We start from the raw sequence: 20,309 nt of genomic DNA, 5'->3' as shown, positions 1-20,309 counted from the left end.
AGCTCGCTGGCCGCCGCCGAACGCCGCGCCCGGCTCCCGTGTCCGCCCGCGTCCCGAGCACCGGGCCGGCGCCGTCCCCGACCCCGTCCCCTACCGCCCCGGGCACCGCACCGGCCCCGTCCCCCGAACCGACGCGGTCCACGCCGGCCCCGACCCCGAAGCCGGCCCCGACGCCCACTCCCCCGCCGGCACCGACGCCGGTCGTCTACCGGTGGAGCGGGCTGCGGTACGACGTCACCGGCGACGGCACCGCGCCCGAGATGCGGATCGCCGACAGCAGCTGGGTGTGGCAGCGGTACGGCGTGACGGTCGCCGGCAAGCGGTACGCGCACGGCGTGACCGTCCACGGCGCGTCCTCCGTCACCGTGGACCTCAACCGTTCCTGCTCCGCCTTTGACGCGCTGATCGGCGTCGACGACCTGACACCGAGGCTCGGCGAGGTCGCCTTCTCCGTCTCCTTCTCCGTGTACGCGGACGGCGCCCGGCTGTGGAAGTCCGGCGTGGTCGAGGGCGGTGACCCGGCTGTCCCGGTCCATGTGAACCTGGCCGGGCACCGGACGGTGCGGCTGGTGACCGAGCCGCGCCGTGCCCTGGATTCCGCGGCGCTCGCGGACTGGGCCGAGGCCCGGTTCACCTGCCGGTAGCGGTCGGCGTCCGGCCCAGCTCACGCAGCACGTCGTCCACGGTGAACGTGGCGCCCCGGGCCCGCTCGGCCGTATAGCGGTCGCCGGGCAGGGTGGTCCGCGCGGTGGCATGGATCTCCTCGGCCCGGGTGTGCTCCGGTTCGGGGCGCGGATGGCCGCCGCGCCAGTGCTCACCGGCGGCGAACAGCCGGACCGCGCCCGCCAGGTCGCCCGTCCGGGCCAGCAGGTCCGCCGCGATGTCCACGAGCACCGCCGTGATCGACTCCGCGCACTGCTGCTCCGTAGCCTGCCGGAGGGCGTCCACGATGATCGGCAGCCCGTGCGCCGGGCCCGACTCGCCGGCGGTGATGAGGGCGTCCGTCGCGTGCAGTCCCGCCATGAACTGCGGCGGAGGCGTGCCGTGCCGGATCTCCGCGCGGGCCGCCTCCCACAGTGCGCGTGCGTGGGCGGTCTCCCCGTCGTGCTGCGCGAAGTGCGCCCGCAGCAGCAGGATGAAGGCCCGCGAGTCCGCCACCCCGTACCGGTCGGCCGCCGTGCTCGCCTCCTCCAGGCCGGCCAGCGCGCCCTCCCGGTCGCCGGAGCGGTAGGCGATCTCGGCGAGCCGGGCGAGGAGGAACGGTGACTCGGCGTACGCGCCCACCTCGTAGGCGAGCCGCAGCGCCTCCTCGTACTCGCTCCCGGCCTCCTCGTACCGGCCGCGCACCATGGCCGCCTCGCCCGCCGCGCTGCACACCTGCGCCCGCATCCAGCGGTCCCCGGCCCGCCCGCCGAGCAGGCGCAGCTCGGCGAGGTCGTCGTCCACGCCCCGCAGGTTGCCGGGCGAGTCCACGACCATGTGCGTGCGGAACATCAGGACGGCACCGGTCTCCCAGTCGCCGCCGTACCGACGGCAGTTGGCGACCACCGCGTCCATCAGGGGCCGCAGGTCGACCGGTTGGCCCAGGTAGTAGGCGGTCATCGGCCAGAGCAGGCCGGGCATGCGGGCGGCGTGCGGACCGCCGTCCTGGAAGGCCTTCTGCACCCGGGCAAGGTAGGCGGGGGCCCGCTCGTCCGAGGCGAGGCCCCGGGAGGCGGACTCGGACGTCAGGAAGAGGTGCAGCATCCGCAGGTCCATGCGCAGGGCGTGCCGGGGATGCCCGGTCTCCCCGTCCGGGGCTTCGAGCAAGGCGCCCACCGGGTCGGCGGATTCGGCCAGGGCGCGCAGTTCCTCCGGCGGGGTTCCCTCGGGGGCGGTGTCCAGGGCGACGCCCAGGCGCAGGACGCGCAGCACCCACGCCGTGGACTCCTGCCGGTAGTTCCGCAGCCACCAGAACCAGCCCATGCCGAGGACGAGGGCGCCGGCCTGCGCCTCGTCGCCGGCGCGCACCGCGCGGTCGAGGGCCGCGCGGATGTTGTCGAGCTCCGTCTCCAGGCGGGAGATCCACGGCAGCTGATCCCCGGACCGGAGCAGCGGGTCGGCCTTCTCGACCAGTGCGCGCACCCACGCGCCGTGCCGCCGCTCGGCCGCCGCGCGCGGACCGGGACGTTCGGCGGCGCGCTCGGCGGCGTACTCGTGGATGGTCTCCAGCATGCGGTACCGCATGCCGCTGTCGCGGGCGGCGCCGTCGTGCTCGCACGGCGCCGCCACGATCAGGGACTTGTCGACGAGCGCGCCGAGCAGGTCCGCGACCGGGCCGGTGCACACGGCCTCCGCCGCCGCGAGGTCCCAGCCGCCGGCGAACACCGACACCTCGCGCAGGACCGTCCGCTCCCGCTCGTCCAGCAGCTCCCAGGACCAGTCGACGACCGCGCGGAGGGTCTGCTGGCGGGGCAGGACCGTGCGGCTGCCCGAGGTGAGGAGGCGGAAACGGTCGTCGAGGCGGTCGGCGATCTGCCGGGGCGTCAGCAGCCGGAGCCGGGCCGCGGCCAGCTCGATGGCGAGCGGCAGGCCGTCCAGGCGGCGGCAGATCTCGGCCACGGCCGCGGTGTCCTTCAGCGCGGCGTGGGCGTCGGGGCGGACGGCCGCCGCACGCTCGGCGAAGAGCCGGTGCGCCTGTTCGGGGACGAGGGGTTCGACGGGGCGCACCGACTCGCCGGGGACGCCGAGGGGTTCCCGGCTGGTGGCGAGGATCGTGAGATCCGGGCAGCGGGTGAGCAGGGTTTCGGCGAGGTGGGCGGCCGCACCGATGACGTGTTCGCAGTTGTCGAGGATCAGGAGCTGGCTGCGCGGGGCGCAGTACTCGACGAGCAGGGCGACCGGGTCGTCCTGAGGGGCCACCAGGTCCTTGGCCATGAGCACGGTCTCGCGCAGTCCGAGCGCGCTGACCACCGCGCCGGGGACCGCCTCCGGCCGGTCGAGCGGGGCGAGCTCGACCAGCCACGCCTGCGGGTGCCCGGCGGCGGCCTCCTCGGCGAGACGGGTCTTCCCGGAGCCGCCGGGTCCGGTGAGGGTGACGAGACGGTTCCTGTGCATGTCCGAACGAACGGCTTCGAGCTCGGGTTCCCGCCCGACGAAGGACGTGAGGCGGGGGCGGAGGTTGCCGGTGCGGCGGGGCGGGCCGGGCGCCTGTGCCGGTGGCGGCGACGGCGGTGTCAGCCGGGGTGGCGGCTCCTGGTGGAGCAACGAGGTGTGGAGGGACTGGAGTTCCGGGCCCGGGTCGGTGCCGAGGGCGTCGGCGAGGGTGCGGCGGACGGACGCGTACGCGGCGAGCGCGTCGGCGGTGCGGCCCGTGTCGCGCAGGGCGCGGATGAGGAGGGCGTGCAGCGGTTCGTCGTACGGGTGGACGGCGGTCAGCTCCGTCAGCTCCGGTACGACGGCGTGGGCGCGCCCGAGTCGCAGCGCCGCGTCGGCCCGGGCGCGGGCCGCTTCCAGCCGGAGGGTTTCCGGGCGGACGGCGGCGGTGCGGTCGGGGAGGTCGGCCAGGGCGGGGCCGTGCCACAGGGCGAGGGCGTCGGTCAGGAGGTGGGAGGCGGTGGCCGGGTCGTCGCGGTCCAGGGCGGCGATGCCGTCGCGGACCATGCGCTCGAAGACGAAGAGGTCGACGTCCTCGCGCGTCGCCGCGAGGCGGTAACCGCCGGTCTCCGAGACGACGGTGTGCTTGCCGACCGCACGGCGGAGCCGGCCGACCAGCGCCTGGAGAGCGGCGGGGGCGTCCTGGGGCGGGGCGTCCGCCCAGACCTCGCCGATCAGGGTCTCGGGGGTGGTGGTGCGGCCGGGGCGCAGGGCCAGGGCGGTGAGAAGGGCACGCAGGCGCTGACCGCCCAGGGACAGGGGAGTGCCCTGGTCGTCCGTCGCTCGGGTCACGCCCAGGATTCCGTACCGCATCAGGCCATTGTGGCGGTGTCGAAAGCGCCGGGCGCGTGCATTTCGGTCCGGCCGGCGTTCGAGGACGAGGCGACTGCTCACCCCCCGGAGGCCAGCGCCCCCCGCCGTGGAGTGATCCCGGAGGGCACCGCACGCGCGCGTGCCGGTGTGCCCGTCCAGCAGGTGCCCCGGCGGGACAGCAGGCGGCGCAGCCACAGTTCCAGGGAGACGAGGTCCGCCAGACCGTCCAGCGGGAGGGGTTCGCCGGCCGCGGCGCCGCGCAGGGCCTTGCGGACGACGCGGGCCTCGACCAGGCCGGCCTCGGCGAGCAGCGGGGTGTCGAACAGGGAGACCAGGGAGTCGGCGGCCACCCGCAGCCCCGTGCGGGCGGCGGCCGAGGAGGCGTGCGAGGGGGCGCCCCAGCCGGGCGGGAGGTCGGTGATGCCGGTGCCCTCCAGGACCGTGCGCAGGATGTCGGCGCGTGCTCCGGGCTGGACGCGGAGGGCCTCGGGGAGGTCGCGGCAGGCACGGACGACCTGGTTGTCGAGGAAGGGGGCGTGCAGGCGCTGGAAGCGGATCTCGGCGGCCTGTTCGAGGACGCGGACGTCCGCGGCGTAGCGGGTCAGTGCGGCACGCGCGCGATGGTCGCCGGGGCGCTGGCCGGGGCCCACGCCGGAGCGGTTCACCGCCCCCTGGAGCAGAACCGATACTTCAGCGAGTGACTCTCCGGTCAGCCAACGTGCCGCCGGCCCGGGTCTGGCCCAGGTGAGCGCCGCGAGGGAGGCTCCGACCGCGCCTCCGGGGTCGTCGAAGCGGCGGCGCAGCAGCCGCTCGGCGAGCGCCTCGACGCCGGTGCGGTACGGCGTCCGCGCCAGCCGCCGCGCCGCGCTGTACACGCGCGCGGGGACCAGCACCGAGCCGTCCGCCTTGGCCAGCGCGGCGACCGGCCGTACCAGGTGGCGCCGTTTGCGGTCCATCAGCAGGTCGGCCAGGCGGGCGGGGTGGGCGTCCAGGACCTGGCGGGCACCGTGTCCGGTGAAGTGGTCGGCGCTGCCGGCGGCCAGGCGCGCGCGGTGGCGGGCCGCCGTGATCAGGGACGGCCCGGGTTCGTCGGTGAGGGGCCCGTCCAGGTCGGCGTACGGCAGGACCTCCTCGCCGCCGGTGACCACCACGTGGTGGAGGCGCGGGTTGGCGGCGAGCGTCCCCGCGCGCTCCAGTTCCGCCTCCTGCCCGCCCACGGCGAGGTCGTTGAAGGTGACGGCCACCAGGCGCTCCCCGGCACCCGTGCCGTGCCCGAGGACCGTCCCCGGCCTGCCCGGCAGCCCGGCCGCCAGCAGGGCGAGCGTGCCCGAGGCCGGTCCGCCGGACAGGTCCGCGCCGATCCCCGGTACGGGCATGCCGCGCGCGGCCCGCCGTTCGGCCGGCCCCATGCCGGGCACCGGGCCGGGGTCGATGTCGGCGCCGGGGACGTGCCGGGGTGCGGAGAGGCGGGCGCGGACGGCGTCCACGAGCGCGTCGCGCACCGCGTCCACCGCGTGGCCGGGGTCGGCCGACGGCGCCGCCACCGCGAGGGAGGCGACCGGCTCGTACCCGGCGATCTCGCGCGACCCGGCGCGCAGGATGAGCGCGTGTCCCGGCGGAACGCGCCGCACGCCTTCGTACGGTGTGGACTCGTACAGGGCGGCCGGCACGTCGGGGGCGGCGAGCAGGGCCGCGAGGTGGCCGAAGTCGAGGTTGGCCTCGATGAGGTCGGCGAGCGGCAGCGCGGCCGTCGCGTAGGCGGTGCCGCCCGCCCAGGGGGTGTGGAACACCGGGCGGGCGCCCGCGAGGTCGCCGCAGACGGTGACGCGGCGGCCCACCTGGACGACGGCGGTGTAACTGCCGGGCCAGGTCGTCAGATGGCGCAGTGCGCCCCCGCGCGCGGTGAACAGGCCGAGCCGCAGTTCCTCGTCGGAGGCTCCGCAGGTGCCGAGGACGGCGATCCGGTTCTGGGCGTCGGCCTTGACCACCCGCACCTCGTCCGGGCGCCAGTCGCCGACCGCCCACAGCGGATCCGGGTCGCCCCACAGGAGTTGGGAGCCGATCGGGTGCACGATCTCGCCGTCGCCGCCGACAGCGCCGGCGGAGCCGATTCCGACGGCGCCCGCGGCGGTGCTGCTCCATCCCACCAACCACCGCATGGACGCCTCCACAGGCTGTGGACAACCAGTGCACCGTACGAACCGGGTCCCATGCTGCCATGAAGAACGCGCACCCGAGGGGCGGCGGCGCCGCCTTCGATGCCGTCGGCGCGGGCCCGCGCGGGCACCCGTGCGGCAGTCGGACGGCCCCCGACGCCCTTACGGCACACGGCCGTTGCGATACGAATGCGCCCCCGAAACGCTCCCCTAAAACGCCCTTCGCGCCCTCAACTTCCATGGTAGGAACGAGGATCGCATCCGAAAGACAGGGTCGATTTTCAGCCAATTCGGCGAAGTGCGGGCAGGCGTGCGCACGCTCCGTACATGCCCTGCGCAACACACGGACAGCGCACAGTCCGGGAGGCGGGCATCGCCTCCCGGACCGGTCCGCCACCCGCGGGGATGAAGGCGGCGGTGTCCCCCAGCCCACTGGATCCAGTACAGCGGGCCGACCCACGCACGAGCCATGGAACCGCTCCCGAGGTGGCCGGAGAAGAGCGCACGGACGGGCGCACGGCCACACGACGGGGGCACGGCGCGACAGCCCGTGCACGGTGCGTACAGGACCGGCGGTCCGGGACGGACCACAATCCCGCCATCCGGAAGAATGCCCCTTAACGCTTGGGATGCGGCGAACTACGCTGGGTTTACGAATGCCGCGTGGTTATGCCAGCGCGGCAGCCGTCTGTGTCGAGGGGTGGCGCATGTCCAGGGAGCAACGCGGGCCGAACGAAAAACTCGGCGCCGTTCTCGCCCTCGCGGGAATCAGCAACGCAGGACTCGCGCGACGCGTCAACGACCTTGGCGCTCAACGCGGGTTGACTCTTCGCTACGACAAGACGTCGGTGGCGCGCTGGGTGTCGAAGGGCATGGTGCCGCAGGGTGCCGCGCCGCACCTCATCGCCGCGGCCATCGGCCAGAAGCTCGGCCGCCCGGTGCCGCTCCACGAGATCGGCCTGGCGGACGCGGATCCCGCCCCCGAAGTCGGCCTCGCCTTCCCCAGGGACGTGGGACAGGCGGTGCGGTCGGCGACCGAGCTGTACCGCCTCGACCTCGCCGGGCGCCGGGCCGGCTCCGGCGGCATCTGGCAGTCGCTGGCCGGCTCGTTCGCAGTGAGCGCATACGCAACGCCCGCCTCACGCTGGCTGATAACCCCCGCCGACAGTTCGGTCGCGCGGGACGCGAACCCCACAGAGGGCTCCGGCGCACCGATCAAAGTCGGCCACAGCGATGTGCGGAAGCTGCGGGAGGCAGCCGAGGACGCCAGGCGCTGGGACTCCAAGTACGGAGGCGGCGACTGGCGTTCGTCGATGGTGCCCGAGTGCCTCAGGGTAGAGGCGGCGCCGCTGCTGCTCGGCTCGTACGCGGACGAGGTCGGCCGCGCCCTGTTCGGGGCCACCGCCGAACTCACCCGGCTGGCCGGCTGGATGGCCTTCGACACCGGCCAGCAGGAGGCCGCCCAGCGCTACTACATCCAGGCCCTGCGCCTCGCGCGCGCGGCCGCGGACGTCCCCCTCGGCGGCTATGTGCTGGCCTCCATGTCGTTGCAGGCGACGTACCGGGGCTTCGGCGACGAGGGCGTGGACCTCGCGCAGGCCGCCGTGGAGCGCAACCGCGGCCTGGCCACCGCCCGCACCATGAGCTTCTTCCGCCTCGTCGAGGCCCGCGCACACGCGCGGGCGGGCGACGCCCACGCGGCCGGCGGGGCGCTGCGTGCCGCCGAGGGCTGGCTGGAGCGGTCCCGGGAGGGCGACCACGATCCGTCCTGGCTCGGCTTCTACGGCTACGACCGGTTCGCCGCCGACGCCGCCGAGTGCTACCGCGACCTGAAGGCCCCGCGCCAGGTCCGCCGCTTCACCGAGCAGGCGCTGTCCAAGCCGACGGACGAGTTCGTGCGCTCGCACGGGCTCCGGCTCGTCGTCTCGGCGGTCGCCGAACTGGAGTCCGGCAATCTGGACGCGGCCTGCGAGCAGGGCGTGCGGGCGGTCGAGGTCGCCGGGCGGATCTCCTCGGCGCGCACCACCGAGTACGTGAAGGACCTCCTGCACCGGCTGGAGCCGTACGGCGACGAGCCACGGGTGGTGGAGCTGCGGGAGCGGGCCCGGCCGCTGCTGATGGCGCCGGCGTAGGCGCTCCGGCGGGGCCCCGGACGCCGGGTGTCCGCGCCCGCGCGGCACAGCCGCGGGCCGGCACGGCCCCGTGCCCTTTCGGGGCGCGCCCCCGTTCCGGGGTTTCAAGGCGTTGTCAGTGGCGCAGTGCACTATCGAGGTGGGAGGTGGTGCAGGTGCGGCCGGGGATCGGTTACGACTGCGACGTGCTCGTGATCGGTGGTGGGATCGTCGGGCTCTCCACCGCGTACGCGATCACGCGCGCCGCGCCCGGCACGCGCGTGACCGTGCTGGAGAAGGAGCCGGGACCGGCCCGGCACCAGACGGGGCGCAACAGCGGTGTCATCCACAGCGGGATCTACTACCGGCCCGGCTCCCTGAAGGCGCGGTACGCGGTGCGGGGCGCCGCCGAGATGGTGAAGTTCTGCGCGGAGTACGGCATCGCGCACGCCGTCACCGGCAAGCTGATCGTCGCCACCGGGCGGGAGGAGCTGCCGCGGCTGCACGCGCTCGTGCAGCGCGGCCGGGAGAACGGGATCCCGGTGCGGGAACTGGGCCCGGCCCAGATCACGGAGTACGAGCCGGAGGTCCGCGGGCTCGCGGCGATACACGTCGGGACGACGGGCGTGTGCGACTTCGCCGGGGTCGCGCGGCAACTGGCCGAGGCGTCCGGGGCGGAGATCCGGTACGGGGCCGGGGTGGTCCGGGTGAACCGGCGGCCGGAGCTGGGGGTCGCGGTGCTGACCGCGGGCGGGGACGTCGTGCGCGGGCGGGTGCTGGTGAACTGCGCCGGGCTGTACTGCGACGAGGTGGCCCGGCTGACCGGGGACGAGCCCGGGGTGCGGATCGTGCCCTTCCGGGGGGAGTACTACGAGCTGGCGCGTCCGGGGCTGGTGCGCGGGCTGGTGTATCCGGTGCCGGATCCGGCGTTCCCGTTCCTCGGGGTACATCTCACGCGCGGGATCGACGGCGGCGTGCACGTCGGACCGAACGCGGTGCCGGCACTGGCCCGCGAGGGGTACGGCTGGCGGGTCGTACGGCCGCGGGAGGCGGCGGGGACGCTGGCCTGGCCGGGGGCGTGGGCGATCGCCCGGCGGCACTGGCGGTACGGGCTCGGGGAGTTCCGGCGGTCGGTGTCCAAGCGCGCCTTCACGCGGGCCGTACGCAGGCTGCTGCCCGCGGTGGAGCGGGATGACCTGGTGCGGGCGCCCGCCGGGGTGCGGGCGCAGGCGGTGCTGCGGGACGGCACGCTGGTGGACGACTTCCTGATCCGGGAGGGCGCCCGGGCGGTGCACGTGCTGAACGCGCCGTCGCCCGCCGCCACCGCTTCGCTGCCGATCGGGCGGGAGGTGGCGCGGCGGGCGCTGGCCGCGCTGGAGACGCCGGTGTGATCCCCCTCCCGCTCGTCCGTCGGGCCCGGGCGGCCCGCGTAAAATCGTCCTCACTGTGTCTGACTCGCTGAACGCCCCCGAAACCCCCGGCACGCCGTCTCCCGCCCCCGGTGTGTCCCTCCGGCACAGCCGCGCCAAAGGGGAGCCGCGCTTCCCCGACGGGCCGAAGGCGGATCCCGCGGGGTCGCACTTCGAGCGGCGGATCCGGAGCTTCCAGCCGCGGCGGAGCCGGGTGACGGCGGGGCAGGCGGACGCGTTGCAGCGGCTGTGGCCCAAGTGGGGGCTGGACATCGACGGGCGGCGGGTCATCGACCTGGCCGAGCTGTTCGGGAACGACAACCCGGTCGTGCTCGAGATCGGGTTCGGGATGGGAGAGGCCACCGCGCGGATGGCCGCCGCGGACCCCGGCACCAACATCCTCGCGGTGGACGTGCACACCCCGGGCCAGGGCAACCTGCTGAACCTCGCCGACCGGGACGGCCTCGCCAACGTCCGGGTCGGCAACGGCGACGCCATCATCCTGCTGCGCGAGATGCTCGCCCCGGACTCGCTGGACGGGCTGCGCGTCTACTTCCCGGACCCCTGGCCGAAGAAGCGGCACCACAAGCGGCGGCTGATCCAGCCGGAGTTCCTGGGCCTGGCCGCGGCCCGGCTGAGGCCCGGGGCGGTCGTGCACTGCGCGACCGACTGGGAGCCGTACGCCGGGCAGATGCTGGACGTGCTGACCGCGCACCCGGACTTCGAGAACACCCGGCCCGAGGGCGGCTTCGCGCCCCGTCCCGCCTTCCGTCCGCTGACCCGCTTCGAGGGGCAGGGCCTGGACAAGGGACACGTGGTGAACGATCTGTTGTTCCGCCGCGTACAGCACCGGGAGCAGCAGCGACGTTAGGGTCAGTGCCGTGGCCACCTTTCCCCCGTACCCGACGCACCCCGCCGGTCCCGTCGACGGTGAGCTCCGGCACCCGCACTGGTGGCAGCGCGGCTGGGTGCGGTACGGGGCGCTGATCGCGCTGCTCGCGCTCTCCGGGCTCGTCATCCTGGCCCTGGTGCGGCAGCAGACCGGCACGGAGGGGTTCCTCGTCGGGCTCGGGCTGGCCGTGCTGCCCGTCCCGCTGCTCATAGCCGCCTTCCGGTGGCTGGACCGGGTCGAGCCCGGCCCCTGGCGGAACACCGTCTTCGCGTTCGCCTGGGGGGCCTGCGCGGCGGCGCTGATAGCCATCGTCGCCAACAGCTTCGCCACCCGGTGGATAGCCACGACGGCCGACCCGTCCAGGGCCGACACCCTCGGCGCGACCGTCATAGCGCCCATCGTGGAGGAGTCCGCCAAGGCCGCCGCCGTGCTGCTCGTGTTCCTCTTCCGCAGACGGAACTTCACCGGGATCGTGGACGGCGTGGTGATAGCCGGGGTCACCGCCACGGGGTTCGCCTTCACCGAGAACATCCTCTACCTCGGTACCGCCTTCGGCACCGACCAGATCACCGGCGACCGCGGCATCGCCTCCGTGACCGCCGCGACCTTCTTCGTGCGCGTCGTCATGTCCCCGTTCGCGCACCCCCTGTTCACCGTCATGACCGGCATCGGCTTCGGCGTCGCCGCCCTGTCCGCCGACCGGCAGCACGTGCGGCGCGTGCTGCTGCCGCTCGGCGGGCTGCTGCTCGCGATGGGCACGCACGCGCTGTGGAACGGCTCCTCCACCTTCGGCGAGTACGGCTTCTTCGCCGTGTACGGGACTTTCATGCTGCCCGCGTTCGCGCTGCTGACCTGGCTGGTGATCTGGACGCGCCAGCGGGAGCTGCGGACCGTGCGGGAGGAGCTCCCGGCGTACGTCCTCGCCGGGTGGCTGGGGCCGGGCGAACCGTTCGCGCTTGCCTCGATGCGGGCCCGGCAGATGGCCCGTGACTACGCCCGCCACTACGGGGGCAAGCCGGCCGCGCGGGCGGTGGCGCAGTACGAGGCGTACGCGACCTCGCTGGCGTTCTGGCGGCACCGGGGACAGCGCGGGAGGGCGGGGGCCGACTTCGTCGTCCGGGAGCGGGAACTGCTGGACGAGCTGTGGAGCAGGCGGCAGGCGGCGCGGCCCGCCCTGGAGTACGCGGCGAGGGCTTCGGCCCCGGCGGTTGCGCCTCCCTGGCCGGTGTACGGGGTGCAGGGGGCGTACGGGTACGTGCCCGCGCCCGGCGCCGGCCCCGGCTACGGGTATCCGGCGGCGCCGTACACCGCCTACAACCCGTACCGGACGTGACGGGATGACGCGGGGGGTTACGCCGACGCCTCGGTGAGGCGCGTCAGCTCCTCCTCGGTGAGCTCCAGCTCGGCCACCCCGAGCAGTGCCGGCAGCTGGTCCACCGTGCGGGCCGAGGCGATGGGGGCCGCCACCGTGGGCTGGGCGGCGAGCCAGGCGAGGGCCACGGTGGCCACCGGGGCGTCGTGCGCGGCGGCGATCTCGTCCAGGGCGGTCAGGACCCGCTGTCCCCGCCCGGTCTCCAGGTGTTTGGCCGCACCGCCCGCCCGCGCGCTCTCCACGGTCGTGCCGGGACGGTACTTGCCCGTGAGGAAGCCGGAGGCGAGGGAGGCGTAGGGCACGACCGCGAGGCCGGCCCGGGTGGTGACGTCCCGCAGCGGACCCTCGTAGGTGTCGCGCGAGACGAGGTTGTAGTGCGGCTGCAGTGCCACGTACCGGGCGAGGCCCTGTCGCTCGGAGAAGTCGAGGGACTCCTGGAGGCGCTCGGGCGAGATGTTGGAGGCGGCGATGTAGCGCACCTTGCCCGCCCGGACCAGCTCGTCGAGCGCCCCGATGATCTCCTCGACCGGCACCTCGGTCTTGTCGAAGTGGGTGTAGTACAGGTCGATGTGATCGGTGCCGAGGCGGCGCAGGGAGGCGTCGGCCGCGGCCTTGATGGTGTCGGCGGTCAGGCCCTGGTACCGCGGGTGCTGGCTGACCTTGGTGGCGATGACGATGTCGGAGCGGTTGCCGCGGGACTTCACCCAGTCGCCGATGATGGTCTCCGACTCGCCGCCCTCGTTGCCGTCGGCCCACGCGGAGTAGGAGTCGGCGGTGTCGACGACATTGCCGCCGGCGGCCGCGTAGGCGTCGAGGACGGCGAAGGACTGCGCCTTGTCGGCGGTCCAGCCGAAGACGTTGCCGCCGAGGGCGAGCGGGAAGACCTGGAGGTCGGAGTGGCCGAGTTTGCGTAGAGAAGTCATGCCTTGATCCAACAACCGCGGCGGTGGCTCACATTCCGCTACGGACCGGCAGCCCCGACGTCGGGGGGTCGTCGTCAGGGCTGCCGGGGCACCGGGGGACGCGTCAGGGGGTGAGGCCCTTGCCACGCAGCCACGCCATCGGGTCGATGCCGGTGGCCTGGCCGCCGGGGTGGACCTCGAGGTGCAGGTGCGGGCCGGTGACGTTGCCGGTGGCGCCGACGCGGCCGATGACCTCGCCGGTGCCGACCTTCTGGCCGACCTTGACGTTGATCGAGGACTGGTGGCAGAACCACAACTCGGTGCCGTCGTCGAGGGTGAGGATCGTGCGGTAGCCGTAGGAGCCGGCCCAGCCCGCCTCGGTGATCGTGCCGCTGTGGATGGCCTTGATGAGCGTGCCGGTCGGCGCGGCGAAGTCCAGGCCGGTGTGGTAACCGGAGGACCACATGGAGCCGGCCTCGCCGAAGGTCGAGGTGAGCGTGTACGAGGAGGTCGGCAGCGTGTACTGCTCGGCCAGCCGGGCGAGGCGCTCGGCCTCGGCCTTCTTCTTGGCGGTGGCCTCCGCCTGCTCCTTGGCGGCGGCGGCCTTGGCGGCGGCCGCCTTCTCCGCCTTGGCGGCCGCGTCGGCGGACTGCTTCTCGGCGGCGGCCACGGCGGCCGCGGTGGCCCTGCCGTCGACCTGGCTCTGCTGCTGCTCGGCCTGGGCCATGATCCGGTTGCGCAGGGCCTCGCCGGCGTCGGTGCTGTCCTGGTCACTGGCCGCGGTGGCGACGCCGACGTGGGTCAGGGTGGCCGTGGCGGCCTTGGCGCCGTGGCCGTCGTCGCCGAGCAGGGAGCCGACGGAGGGCAGGTCGGGCAGGGAGATGGAGACCGGCGGCTTGCCGGTGTTGGCGCTGGCCATGCCGCCCGCGCCGACGGCGGCTATCACGCCGACGCCCAGGACGGTGGAGCTGCGGGCGAGCCCGCCGCCGCGCTGCTTGCTGACGCGGTGCCGGCCGCGTGCCGGGCGGAGGGAGTCCTCGGTGGGGTTCCACTCCTCCCAGGGGCCCTCGTCGCTGCGGTACTCGCCGTAGCCGAAGGTGTCGGTGCGCTGGCTCGGCACGAACGGGGCTGTGGGGGCAGGCGGGTTTGACGCCACGCGGGCGTGCTCCTTTCCTTCCGTGACGCCTACCGGGTTAGCTGACGGGTTCGGAGCGGGAAGGTCTCCTACGCGCGTATACCGGTCGTCGACTCAGCGAGTGGACGGCGGCGTTCGCGTGATTCACCCCAAGGTGGTGGTTCCCCGGTTCCCTTGCGGGATTCGGCATGCGCGCACGGAGCCGCCTCGGGTGACGGCTGGGACGACCGCGCTGCGTTATCGAACGTTAATAGACCTACCTGTCAGTTTCCAAGCCGTTCGGCTTGATCATTATGGTTTTCACAGAGGAACTTATGACCCATGACCGGTGAAATTCGGGCGAGTTGCATCCGGCGCGAGCGCCTCAGGAGTAACAGGGGTTTTGATGGTTACTCAGACGTGATGCGGAGGGCGCTCGGTGCGTGACCGTGCGTGATATCGGGGTCGGGGTGACGGCCGGTCCCGGGCAAATACTCCGGAGAAACACTCAGGGCCGGAATCCATGTACTGGAATTCCGGCCCTGAGTCTTCAGTAGCGGGGACAGGATTTGAACCTGCGACCTCTGGGTTATGAGCCCAGCGAGCTACCGAGCTGCTCCACCCCGCGTCGTTGTGTCACCAGTGTACGCCATGCGCGGGACCGCTCGCACACGCCTTTCCGACCAGGGCTTTCGGCTCAGTCCGTCAGGTGCCGGTTCGGCGTCTGCGCCGCCTCCTCGTACTCCGGCAGGACGACCACGTCCACGCCCCCGGCCGTCAGCAGCCCGCTGCCGTCGGCGCCGGTGACGAACGTGTCCGGCTCCCGCCAGGCCGTGACCACCCGCCGTATCCCCGCGTCGAGGATCAGCCGGGCGCACGGCGCCGGCCGGGAGGCCCGCCGGGCGCACGGTTCGAGGCTGCTGTACACCGTGGCGCCGGCCAGCCGGGGGTCGTCGGGCCGGATCCTGGCCAGCGCCGCCTCCTCCGCGTGCACCACGGGATCGTCCCCCTCGCGGGAGTGGCCGCGGGCCAGTTCCGTACCGTCGGCGGCCACCACGACCGCCCCGACGCTGAACGCCGTCCGCGAGGGTGGGCACAGCGCGGCCAGCTCGCAGGCGATCCGCAGCCAGTGACGGTCGGCCGCGACGGCGACCGGGCCGGTGCCGGGCGCGGTCGGCTCGTAGCGCATCAGGACGACGTCCTCGATGCGGCGCGTCTCCAGCAGCCTCAGCCGCCCGCCCTGGTAGCCGCCGGGCCCGAAGAGCCGGGGGGCGTCCGGGTCGCCGACGAGGAGGGGGGCCAGGACGAGCTGGAGCTCGTCGGCCAGGCCCCGCAGCAGCAGCTGGGTGTGGACGGTGCCGCCGCCCTCGACCATCAGGCGGCGCACTCCGCGCACCTCGTGGAGGTGCGCGAGCAGCGCGGGCCAGTCGAGGTCCGCGCCCAGCGGGACGACGTCCGCCGCGAGGCCGAGGGCGCGGGCCCGCTCGGCGCCCTCGTCGGTGGTGTAGACGATCTTCTCGCCCCCGGTGTGCCAGAAGTTCGCGCCGGGGTCCAGGTCGCCGGAGCCGCTGACGGTGATCTTCAGGGGGTACTCCGGCCGTCCGGCGGCGAGCCGGGCCGCCCGCCGCTCGGGCGAGTTGACCAGCAGCCGCGGGTTGTCGGCGCGGATGGTGCCGGCGCCGACCAGGATCGCGTCGACGGACGCCCGTACCTCGTCGACCCGGTCGAAGTCGGCCGGGCCGGACAGCAGCAGCCGGTCGGGGCCGGTGTCGTCGAGGTACCCGTCGAGGGAGACGGCGGCGGACAGCAGGACGTACGGACGGGGCATCGACGCGCTCTCTTCGGGAGGCGGGCGGGGACGGATCCGACGGACCCGGATCTTGGTTCAAGTTTGAAACAAACTTACACTGGTGGCATGACGACCCGCTGGCTCACCCCCGAGGAGCAGCGCGCCTGGCGCGCGTACGTGGCCGCGACCCACCTCCTGGAGGACGCGCTGGACCGACAGCTCCAGCAGGACGCGGGCATGCCCCACCTTTACTACTCCATCCTGGCCACGCTGTCCGAGGCACCGGAGCACCGGCTGCGCATGACCGGCCTCGCCGAGGCGCTGAAGATCACCCGCAGCAGGCTGACGTACGCGGTGGCGCGGCTGGAGAAGGACGGGCTGGTGCGGCGCGAGAGCTGCCGGTGGGACAAGCGGGGCAGCGTCGCCGCCCTGACCGACGAGGGGACGGCCGTACTGGAGCGCACGGCGCCGGGCCATGTGGAGACCGTGCGGGCGTCGCTGTTCGACCACCTCGCCCCCGAGCAGGTAGGGCAGCTCGAGGAGATCTGCGGCGGGATCGTGCGCGCCCTCCAGGGGGACGGGACGGACCGGACGGCGCCGGACGAGGTGCCCTGGCGGCGCCGGTCGTCCCCGCCCTGCTCCTGAACGGGCCGGCGCCCAGGGCCACGAAAAAGGTTGCTTTAAATTTAAAACATGACGTAGGGTTCCGGACCATGGGACTGCTTCAAATCTGAAGCAGAAAGCCGAGGCAGCCCCCGTCATGACCACCGGACCCGGGAGAACCCGCATGCCCGACACCCCCGCCGCCACCCCGCGCGCCCGCGTCCGGGTACCGCTGCGCTTCCACGACGGCTACAGCGTCGACGCCGAACTGGTCACCTTCCACGGCCTGACCGACGGCCAGGAACACGTGGCCGTCGTCCTCGGCCGCCCCGCCCCCGGCACCGTCCCGCTGGTCCGCCTGCACTCCGAGTGCCTGACCGGGGACGTCTTCGGCTCGGCCCGCTGCGACTGCGGCCCCCAGCTGCGCGAGGCGGTCGAGCGCATCGCCGACCGCGGCGGTGTCCTGCTCTACCTCCGCCAGGAGGGCCGCGGCATCGGCCTCTACAACAAGCTCGACGCGTACGCCCTCCAGGACCAGGGCCTGGACACCTACGAGGCCAACGCCGCCCTCGGCCTGCCGGAGGACGCCCGCGACTACACGTCGGCCGGCCAGATGCTCCGCGCCCTCGGCATCGAGGAACTGGACCTGCTCTCCAACAACCCCGACAAGGCGGACCAGCTGCGCGGCCTGGGCCTCGCCGTCCGCGACCGGGTGCCCACCGGGGTCTTCACCACCGCGCACAACGTGCGTTACCTGCGCGCGAAGGTGCTCCAGACCCAGCACACCCTGCCGCTCGCGGAGCTGACGGAGCTCGGCGTGGGCTGAGCCGGGGGGCCGCCGGGACGCGTCGGGTCCCGCCCGCGGGCCGCCGGGCCGGTGCCCGCGGCGCCCGGCACCACCGAGAGGCGCGTCACGATCCCGGTGAACGACTGCGCCCTGACCCCCCGGGCACACCGCGAAGCCCCGGCAGGCCCCCCGGCCGGGACTTCGCCGTTCCTCCACCGCTTCGGGTCACAGGACGGCCACACCGCCCCCGCACGCACCGCACGGCGCGCATGATGCCCCCTCACCATCATTCAGCCACAGAGGGACCATGAACGCCCGTACAGCCGCCTGCGCAGCCCTGCTCGTCGCCGCCACCGCCTGCAGCAGCGGTGGCGAACCCCAGACCATCCGCGTCACCGTCACCCAGACCGTCACCGCGTCACCCGGCGCCAAGGCCGGCACCCGTGCCGGCATCCTCGAGATGGGCGCCAAGCAGGCCATCGACGACTACGCCCAGGACGTCCACGGCACCGTCCAAGCCCTGGACTACCAGCAGCCCTACAAGGGGCCACAGCCCCATGAGCCGGAAGACTTCCAGGGCGGCGACACCTGGGCCGTCGCCAAGGTCAAGTACTGCAACACCAGCGGCGACGACGTCAGCGTCAGCCAGTTCCCGTGGTCCCTGGCCTACGCCGACGGCACCAGCATCCAAGTCACCGGCGACAGCGGCGGCGACATGCCGAAGCCCGAGTACCCCATGGACAGGACGGTGCGGGCCGGCCGTTGTGCGGCAGGCCTCGTCGCCTTCCCCGTGCCCGGCGGCAAGCGCCCCCAGCGCCTCGTCTACGATCCCGAAGTCGGCCACCCCACCGAGTGGGCCATCCCCAAGGCGTAGGGAGCAGGAGGCGCCCGTGGCCGGCACCCCCCCGAAACGGACTCGCCCCCAGCTCCAACCTGCTCTGAGCTGGGGGCGATGCGGTAGGCCCTGTGGGACTCGAACCCACAACCAATGGATTAAAAGTCCACTGCTCTGCCAATTGAGCTAAGGGCCCAGGCGATGTCGCCTCCCCGAGCATAGCCGGACGTGGCCGTGTCTCCGATCGGGTATCCGGGGACGCGGCCGCGTCGGACGGTGGAACCGGGCCGGAACGAACTGGAACGATCCGTAACAGGCCGGATCAGGCCGGAACAGGCCGGAACGGTCAGGGATCGACCGGTTCGGGCGCCCCCGCGCGGGACGCCGCGCGGGCCCGGTTGCGTTCGTGGCCGGCGTTCAGGAACCAGTGGCGGGCCGAGGCCAGCCACCAGGTCGCGGCGAAGCCGAGGACGACCAGGACGGCGACCGGGGCGTAGTTGAAGGTCTCCCAGGTGACCGGGGAGACCTGGGGGAGCATGAAGAGGACCGTGATCACGCCGACCCATACCACCGAGACGATGCCCACCGGCTGCGACCAGCGGCCCAGGTGCCAGGGGCCCCGGGCGAAGGCGGCGCCCTTGCGGACCCGCAGCAGGGTGGGGACCACGTACGCGAGGTAGAGGCCGATCACCGCGATCGAGGTGACGGCCGCGTACGCCGTGCTGTTGATCAGGTAGGGGAGGCCGAGGATCAGGGCCCCGGTCGTCGCCAGCCAGACCGCCGCCACGGGAGTGCGCGTGCGCGGGCTCACGGAGTGCCACAGGCGCGAGAAGGGCAGCGCGCCGTCGCGGGAGAAGGCGTAGATCATCCGGCTGTTGGCCGTCACCGACGCCATGCCGCAGAACAGCTGGGCGCCGATCACCACCAGCAGCAGCAGCTTGCCGGTGGTCGCGCCCAGCGCGTCGAGGAGGATCTGGGCGGGGGGCGCGCCGGTGGGGGACGTGAGCTCCTTGTCGTACGACTGGATCGCGAAGGTGAAGCCCAGCAGGAGGACGAAGCCCGCTATCCAGGACGTCCAGATGGATCTGACGATGCCCTTCGGGCCGGCCGTCGCCGCGTCGTGGGTCTCCTCCGTCATGTGGGCGGAGGCGTCGTAGCCCGTGAAGGTGTACTGGGCCATCAGCAGCCCCAGGAGCACCACGTACGGGCCGCTGCCCCAGCCGGTGTTGTCGACGAACTCCGTGAACACGAAGGACGCCGACTGGTGGTGGTCGGGTACGAAGGTCAGCGCGCCGACGATGACGGCCACCCCGAGGACGTGCCACCACACGCTCACGTTGTTGAGGAAGGCGACGATCCGGACGCCGAAGGTGTTCAGCAGGCCGTGCAGCAGCAGGATCGCGGCGAACAGCAGGACGGTACGGCCCGGGGTGACCACGAAGTCGAACTGCAGGTTCAGGTAGGCGCCCAGGAAGGACGCCGCGCCGAAGTCGATGCCCGCCGTCACCGCCACCTGGCCCAGCACGTTGAACCAGCCGGTGAACCAGGCCCAGGCGGCGGCCGAACGCGGCGGCGCCAGCCGGTGCGCCCAGAAGTACAGGCCCGCCGACGTCGGGTACGCCGAGCAGATCTCGGCCATCGACAGGCCGACGAACAACGTCATCAGGCCGACCGCCACCCAGCCCCAGGTGATCACCGCGGGACCGCCGGTGTTCATCCCGAAGAGGTAGAGGGTCAGGCAGCCGGACAGGACCGAGATGATCGTGAAGGAGACGGCGTAGTTGGAGAACGCCGACATACGGCGGGCGAGGACCTGGGTGTAGCCGAGCTGGGCAAGCCGTTCCTCGTCCGACAGCCCACTCGCTATCGCGTCATCTGTCATGCCCCCAGCGATTCCCTCGCCGAGGGCGTGACATGCGTCACAGGTGACTGGAAAGATGACTGAAAAGGGCCCGTACGACTGAGTCGTACGGGCCCTTTTCAGGTCACTGGGCGTCAGCCGTTGCGCTTCCAGCGCGGCTTGTCCTCGCGGCGGCCGAAGGAACCGCCGGTGCCGCGGTGGTCGTCACGACGGCCGTACGGGCGGTCGTGGCCGGCGGAACGGAAGCCCGGGCGGTCGTCGCGGCGGTCGCGGTTGAAGGGGCGGTCGCTGCCACGGTGGCCGGTGCGGTCGTCGCGGCGGAAGCCGCCACGGTCGTCACGACGCTCGAAACCACGGGCACCACGGTCACGGTCCCGGTCGAACGGACGGCGGTCGTCACGACGCTCGTCACGACGGTCGTCCCGGCGGAAGCCCCCACGGTCGTCACGACGCTCGAAACCACGGGCACCACGGTCACGGTCCCGGTCGAACGGACGGCGGTCGTCACGACGCTCGTCACGACGGTCGTC

The 20,309-nt window shown here is 73.4% G+C and carries 15 protein-coding genes, 2 tRNA genes and 1 riboswitch; of the genes, 9 read left to right on the top strand and 8 right to left on the bottom strand.

What is annotated here, in order from left to right; translation table 11 throughout:
- A partial coding sequence (locus ABZX30_RS24420) for an NPCBM/NEW2 domain-containing protein (RefSeq protein WP_355936854.1) occupies nucleotides 1–644 on the top strand: 644 nt, incomplete at its 5' end.
- Here the strand turns inward: ABZX30_RS24420 and ABZX30_RS24415 are convergent.
- Together ABZX30_RS24415 and ABZX30_RS24410 are read right to left on the bottom strand one after the other, a co-directional pair.
- Nucleotides 631–3,948 (bottom strand): BTAD domain-containing putative transcriptional regulator, encoded by a 3,318-nt coding sequence (locus tag ABZX30_RS24415; protein ID WP_355936851.1) that lies wholly within the window; start codon nucleotides 3,946–3,948, stop codon nucleotides 631–633. The two genes, ABZX30_RS24420 and ABZX30_RS24415, sit on opposite strands and share 14 nt — an antisense overlap.
- Nucleotides 3,949–4,025: 77 nt before the next feature.
- A complete protein-coding gene (locus ABZX30_RS24410) occupies nucleotides 4,026–6,107 on the bottom strand; it encodes an asparagine synthase-related protein (RefSeq protein ID WP_355936848.1) in 2,082 nt (693 codons plus the stop codon).
- Nucleotides 6,108–6,811: 704 nt separating this feature from the next.
- Here ABZX30_RS24410 and ABZX30_RS24405 point away from each other — a divergent pair.
- The 4 genes from ABZX30_RS24405 to ABZX30_RS24390 all read left to right on the top strand — a co-directional run bounded on the left by ABZX30_RS24405 (nucleotide 6,812) and on the right by ABZX30_RS24390 (nucleotide 11,849).
- Nucleotides 6,812–8,236: an MFS transporter gene (locus ABZX30_RS24405; protein WP_355936845.1), complete on the top strand. Its 1,425-nt coding sequence runs from the start codon at nucleotides 6,812–6,814 to the stop codon at nucleotides 8,234–8,236.
- A gap of 146 nt (nucleotides 8,237–8,382) precedes the next feature.
- The gene (gene lhgO / locus ABZX30_RS24400) at nucleotides 8,383–9,606 is read left to right on the top strand and encodes an L-2-hydroxyglutarate oxidase (RefSeq protein ID WP_355936844.1); all 1,224 of its coding nucleotides are present in this window, start codon (nucleotides 8,383–8,385) and stop codon (nucleotides 9,604–9,606) included.
- Between the two features lie 55 nt (nucleotides 9,607–9,661).
- Nucleotides 9,662–10,495 (top strand): tRNA (guanosine(46)-N7)-methyltransferase TrmB, encoded by an 834-nt coding sequence (gene trmB, locus ABZX30_RS24395; protein WP_355936841.1) that lies wholly within the window; start codon nucleotides 9,662–9,664, stop codon nucleotides 10,493–10,495.
- Nucleotides 10,496–10,505: 10 nt separating this feature from the next.
- Nucleotides 10,506–11,849 carry a PrsW family intramembrane metalloprotease gene (locus ABZX30_RS24390; protein WP_355936838.1) on the top strand — a complete coding sequence of 448 codons (1,344 nt, stop codon included), beginning with the start codon at nucleotides 10,506–10,508 and terminating at the stop codon, nucleotides 11,847–11,849.
- A gap of 17 nt (nucleotides 11,850–11,866) precedes the next feature.
- Here the strand turns inward: ABZX30_RS24390 and ABZX30_RS24385 are convergent, their stop codons facing one another.
- The 4 genes from ABZX30_RS24385 to ABZX30_RS24370 form a co-directional block, all read right to left on the bottom strand.
- Entirely contained in the window at nucleotides 11,867–12,811 is a 945-nt protein-coding gene (locus ABZX30_RS24385) for an aldo/keto reductase (protein WP_355936835.1), read from the bottom strand.
- A gap of 103 nt (nucleotides 12,812–12,914) precedes the next feature.
- Entirely contained in the window at nucleotides 12,915–13,946 is a 1,032-nt protein-coding gene (locus ABZX30_RS24380) for a M23 family metallopeptidase (RefSeq protein ID WP_355936833.1), read from the bottom strand.
- An 11-nt stretch (nucleotides 13,947–13,957) separates the two neighbouring features.
- Nucleotides 13,958–14,124, bottom strand: a riboswitch (cyclic di-AMP (ydaO/yuaA leader).
- 334 nt (nucleotides 14,125–14,458) lie between these two features.
- Nucleotides 14,459–14,532: transfer RNA gene (locus ABZX30_RS24375), tRNA-Met, on the bottom strand.
- 69 nt (nucleotides 14,533–14,601) lie between these two features.
- Nucleotides 14,602–15,732: a dihydrofolate reductase family protein gene (locus ABZX30_RS24370; protein ID WP_355936830.1), complete on the bottom strand. Its 1,131-nt coding sequence runs from the start codon at nucleotides 15,730–15,732 to the stop codon at nucleotides 14,602–14,604.
- 87 nt (nucleotides 15,733–15,819) lie between these two features.
- Here ABZX30_RS24370 and ABZX30_RS24365 point away from each other — a divergent pair, with 87 nt between their 5' ends.
- From ABZX30_RS24365 to ABZX30_RS24355, 3 genes are all read left to right on the top strand, one after another.
- Complete coding sequence (locus tag ABZX30_RS24365; protein WP_355936827.1) at nucleotides 15,820–16,338, top strand: MarR family transcriptional regulator; 519 nt, start codon at nucleotides 15,820–15,822, stop codon at nucleotides 16,336–16,338.
- Between the two features lie 142 nt (nucleotides 16,339–16,480).
- Nucleotides 16,481–17,122, top strand: a complete 642-nt coding sequence (gene ribA / locus ABZX30_RS24360; protein ID WP_355936824.1) for a GTP cyclohydrolase II — start codon at nucleotides 16,481–16,483, stop codon at nucleotides 17,120–17,122.
- Between the two features lie 268 nt (nucleotides 17,123–17,390).
- On the top strand, nucleotides 17,391–17,957 hold the full coding sequence (locus ABZX30_RS24355; protein ID WP_355936821.1) for a DUF4352 domain-containing protein: 567 nt from the start codon (nucleotides 17,391–17,393) through the stop codon (nucleotides 17,955–17,957).
- Nucleotides 17,958–18,041: 84 nt separating this feature from the next.
- Here the strand turns inward: ABZX30_RS24355 and ABZX30_RS24350 are convergent.
- Nucleotides 18,042–18,114 (bottom strand) — tRNA-Lys (locus tag ABZX30_RS24350).
- Nucleotides 18,115–18,264: 150 nt separating this feature from the next.
- Entirely contained in the window at nucleotides 18,265–19,800 is a 1,536-nt protein-coding gene (locus ABZX30_RS24345) for an amino acid permease (RefSeq protein ID WP_355936818.1), read from the bottom strand.
- Between the two features lie 176 nt (nucleotides 19,801–19,976).
- Between ABZX30_RS24345 and ABZX30_RS24340 the strand changes: the two genes are divergently transcribed.
- Nucleotides 19,977–20,309, top strand: a 333-nt coding sequence (locus ABZX30_RS24340) for a hypothetical protein (RefSeq protein WP_355936816.1), incomplete at its 3' end; no start/stop codon positions are given.

This window comes from Streptomyces sp. NPDC004542 (genome assembly GCF_040610035.1).
Classification (GTDB): Bacteria; Actinomycetota; Actinomycetes; order Streptomycetales; family Streptomycetaceae; genus Streptomyces.
This window is presented reverse-complemented; position numbering and strand designations above follow the sequence as displayed.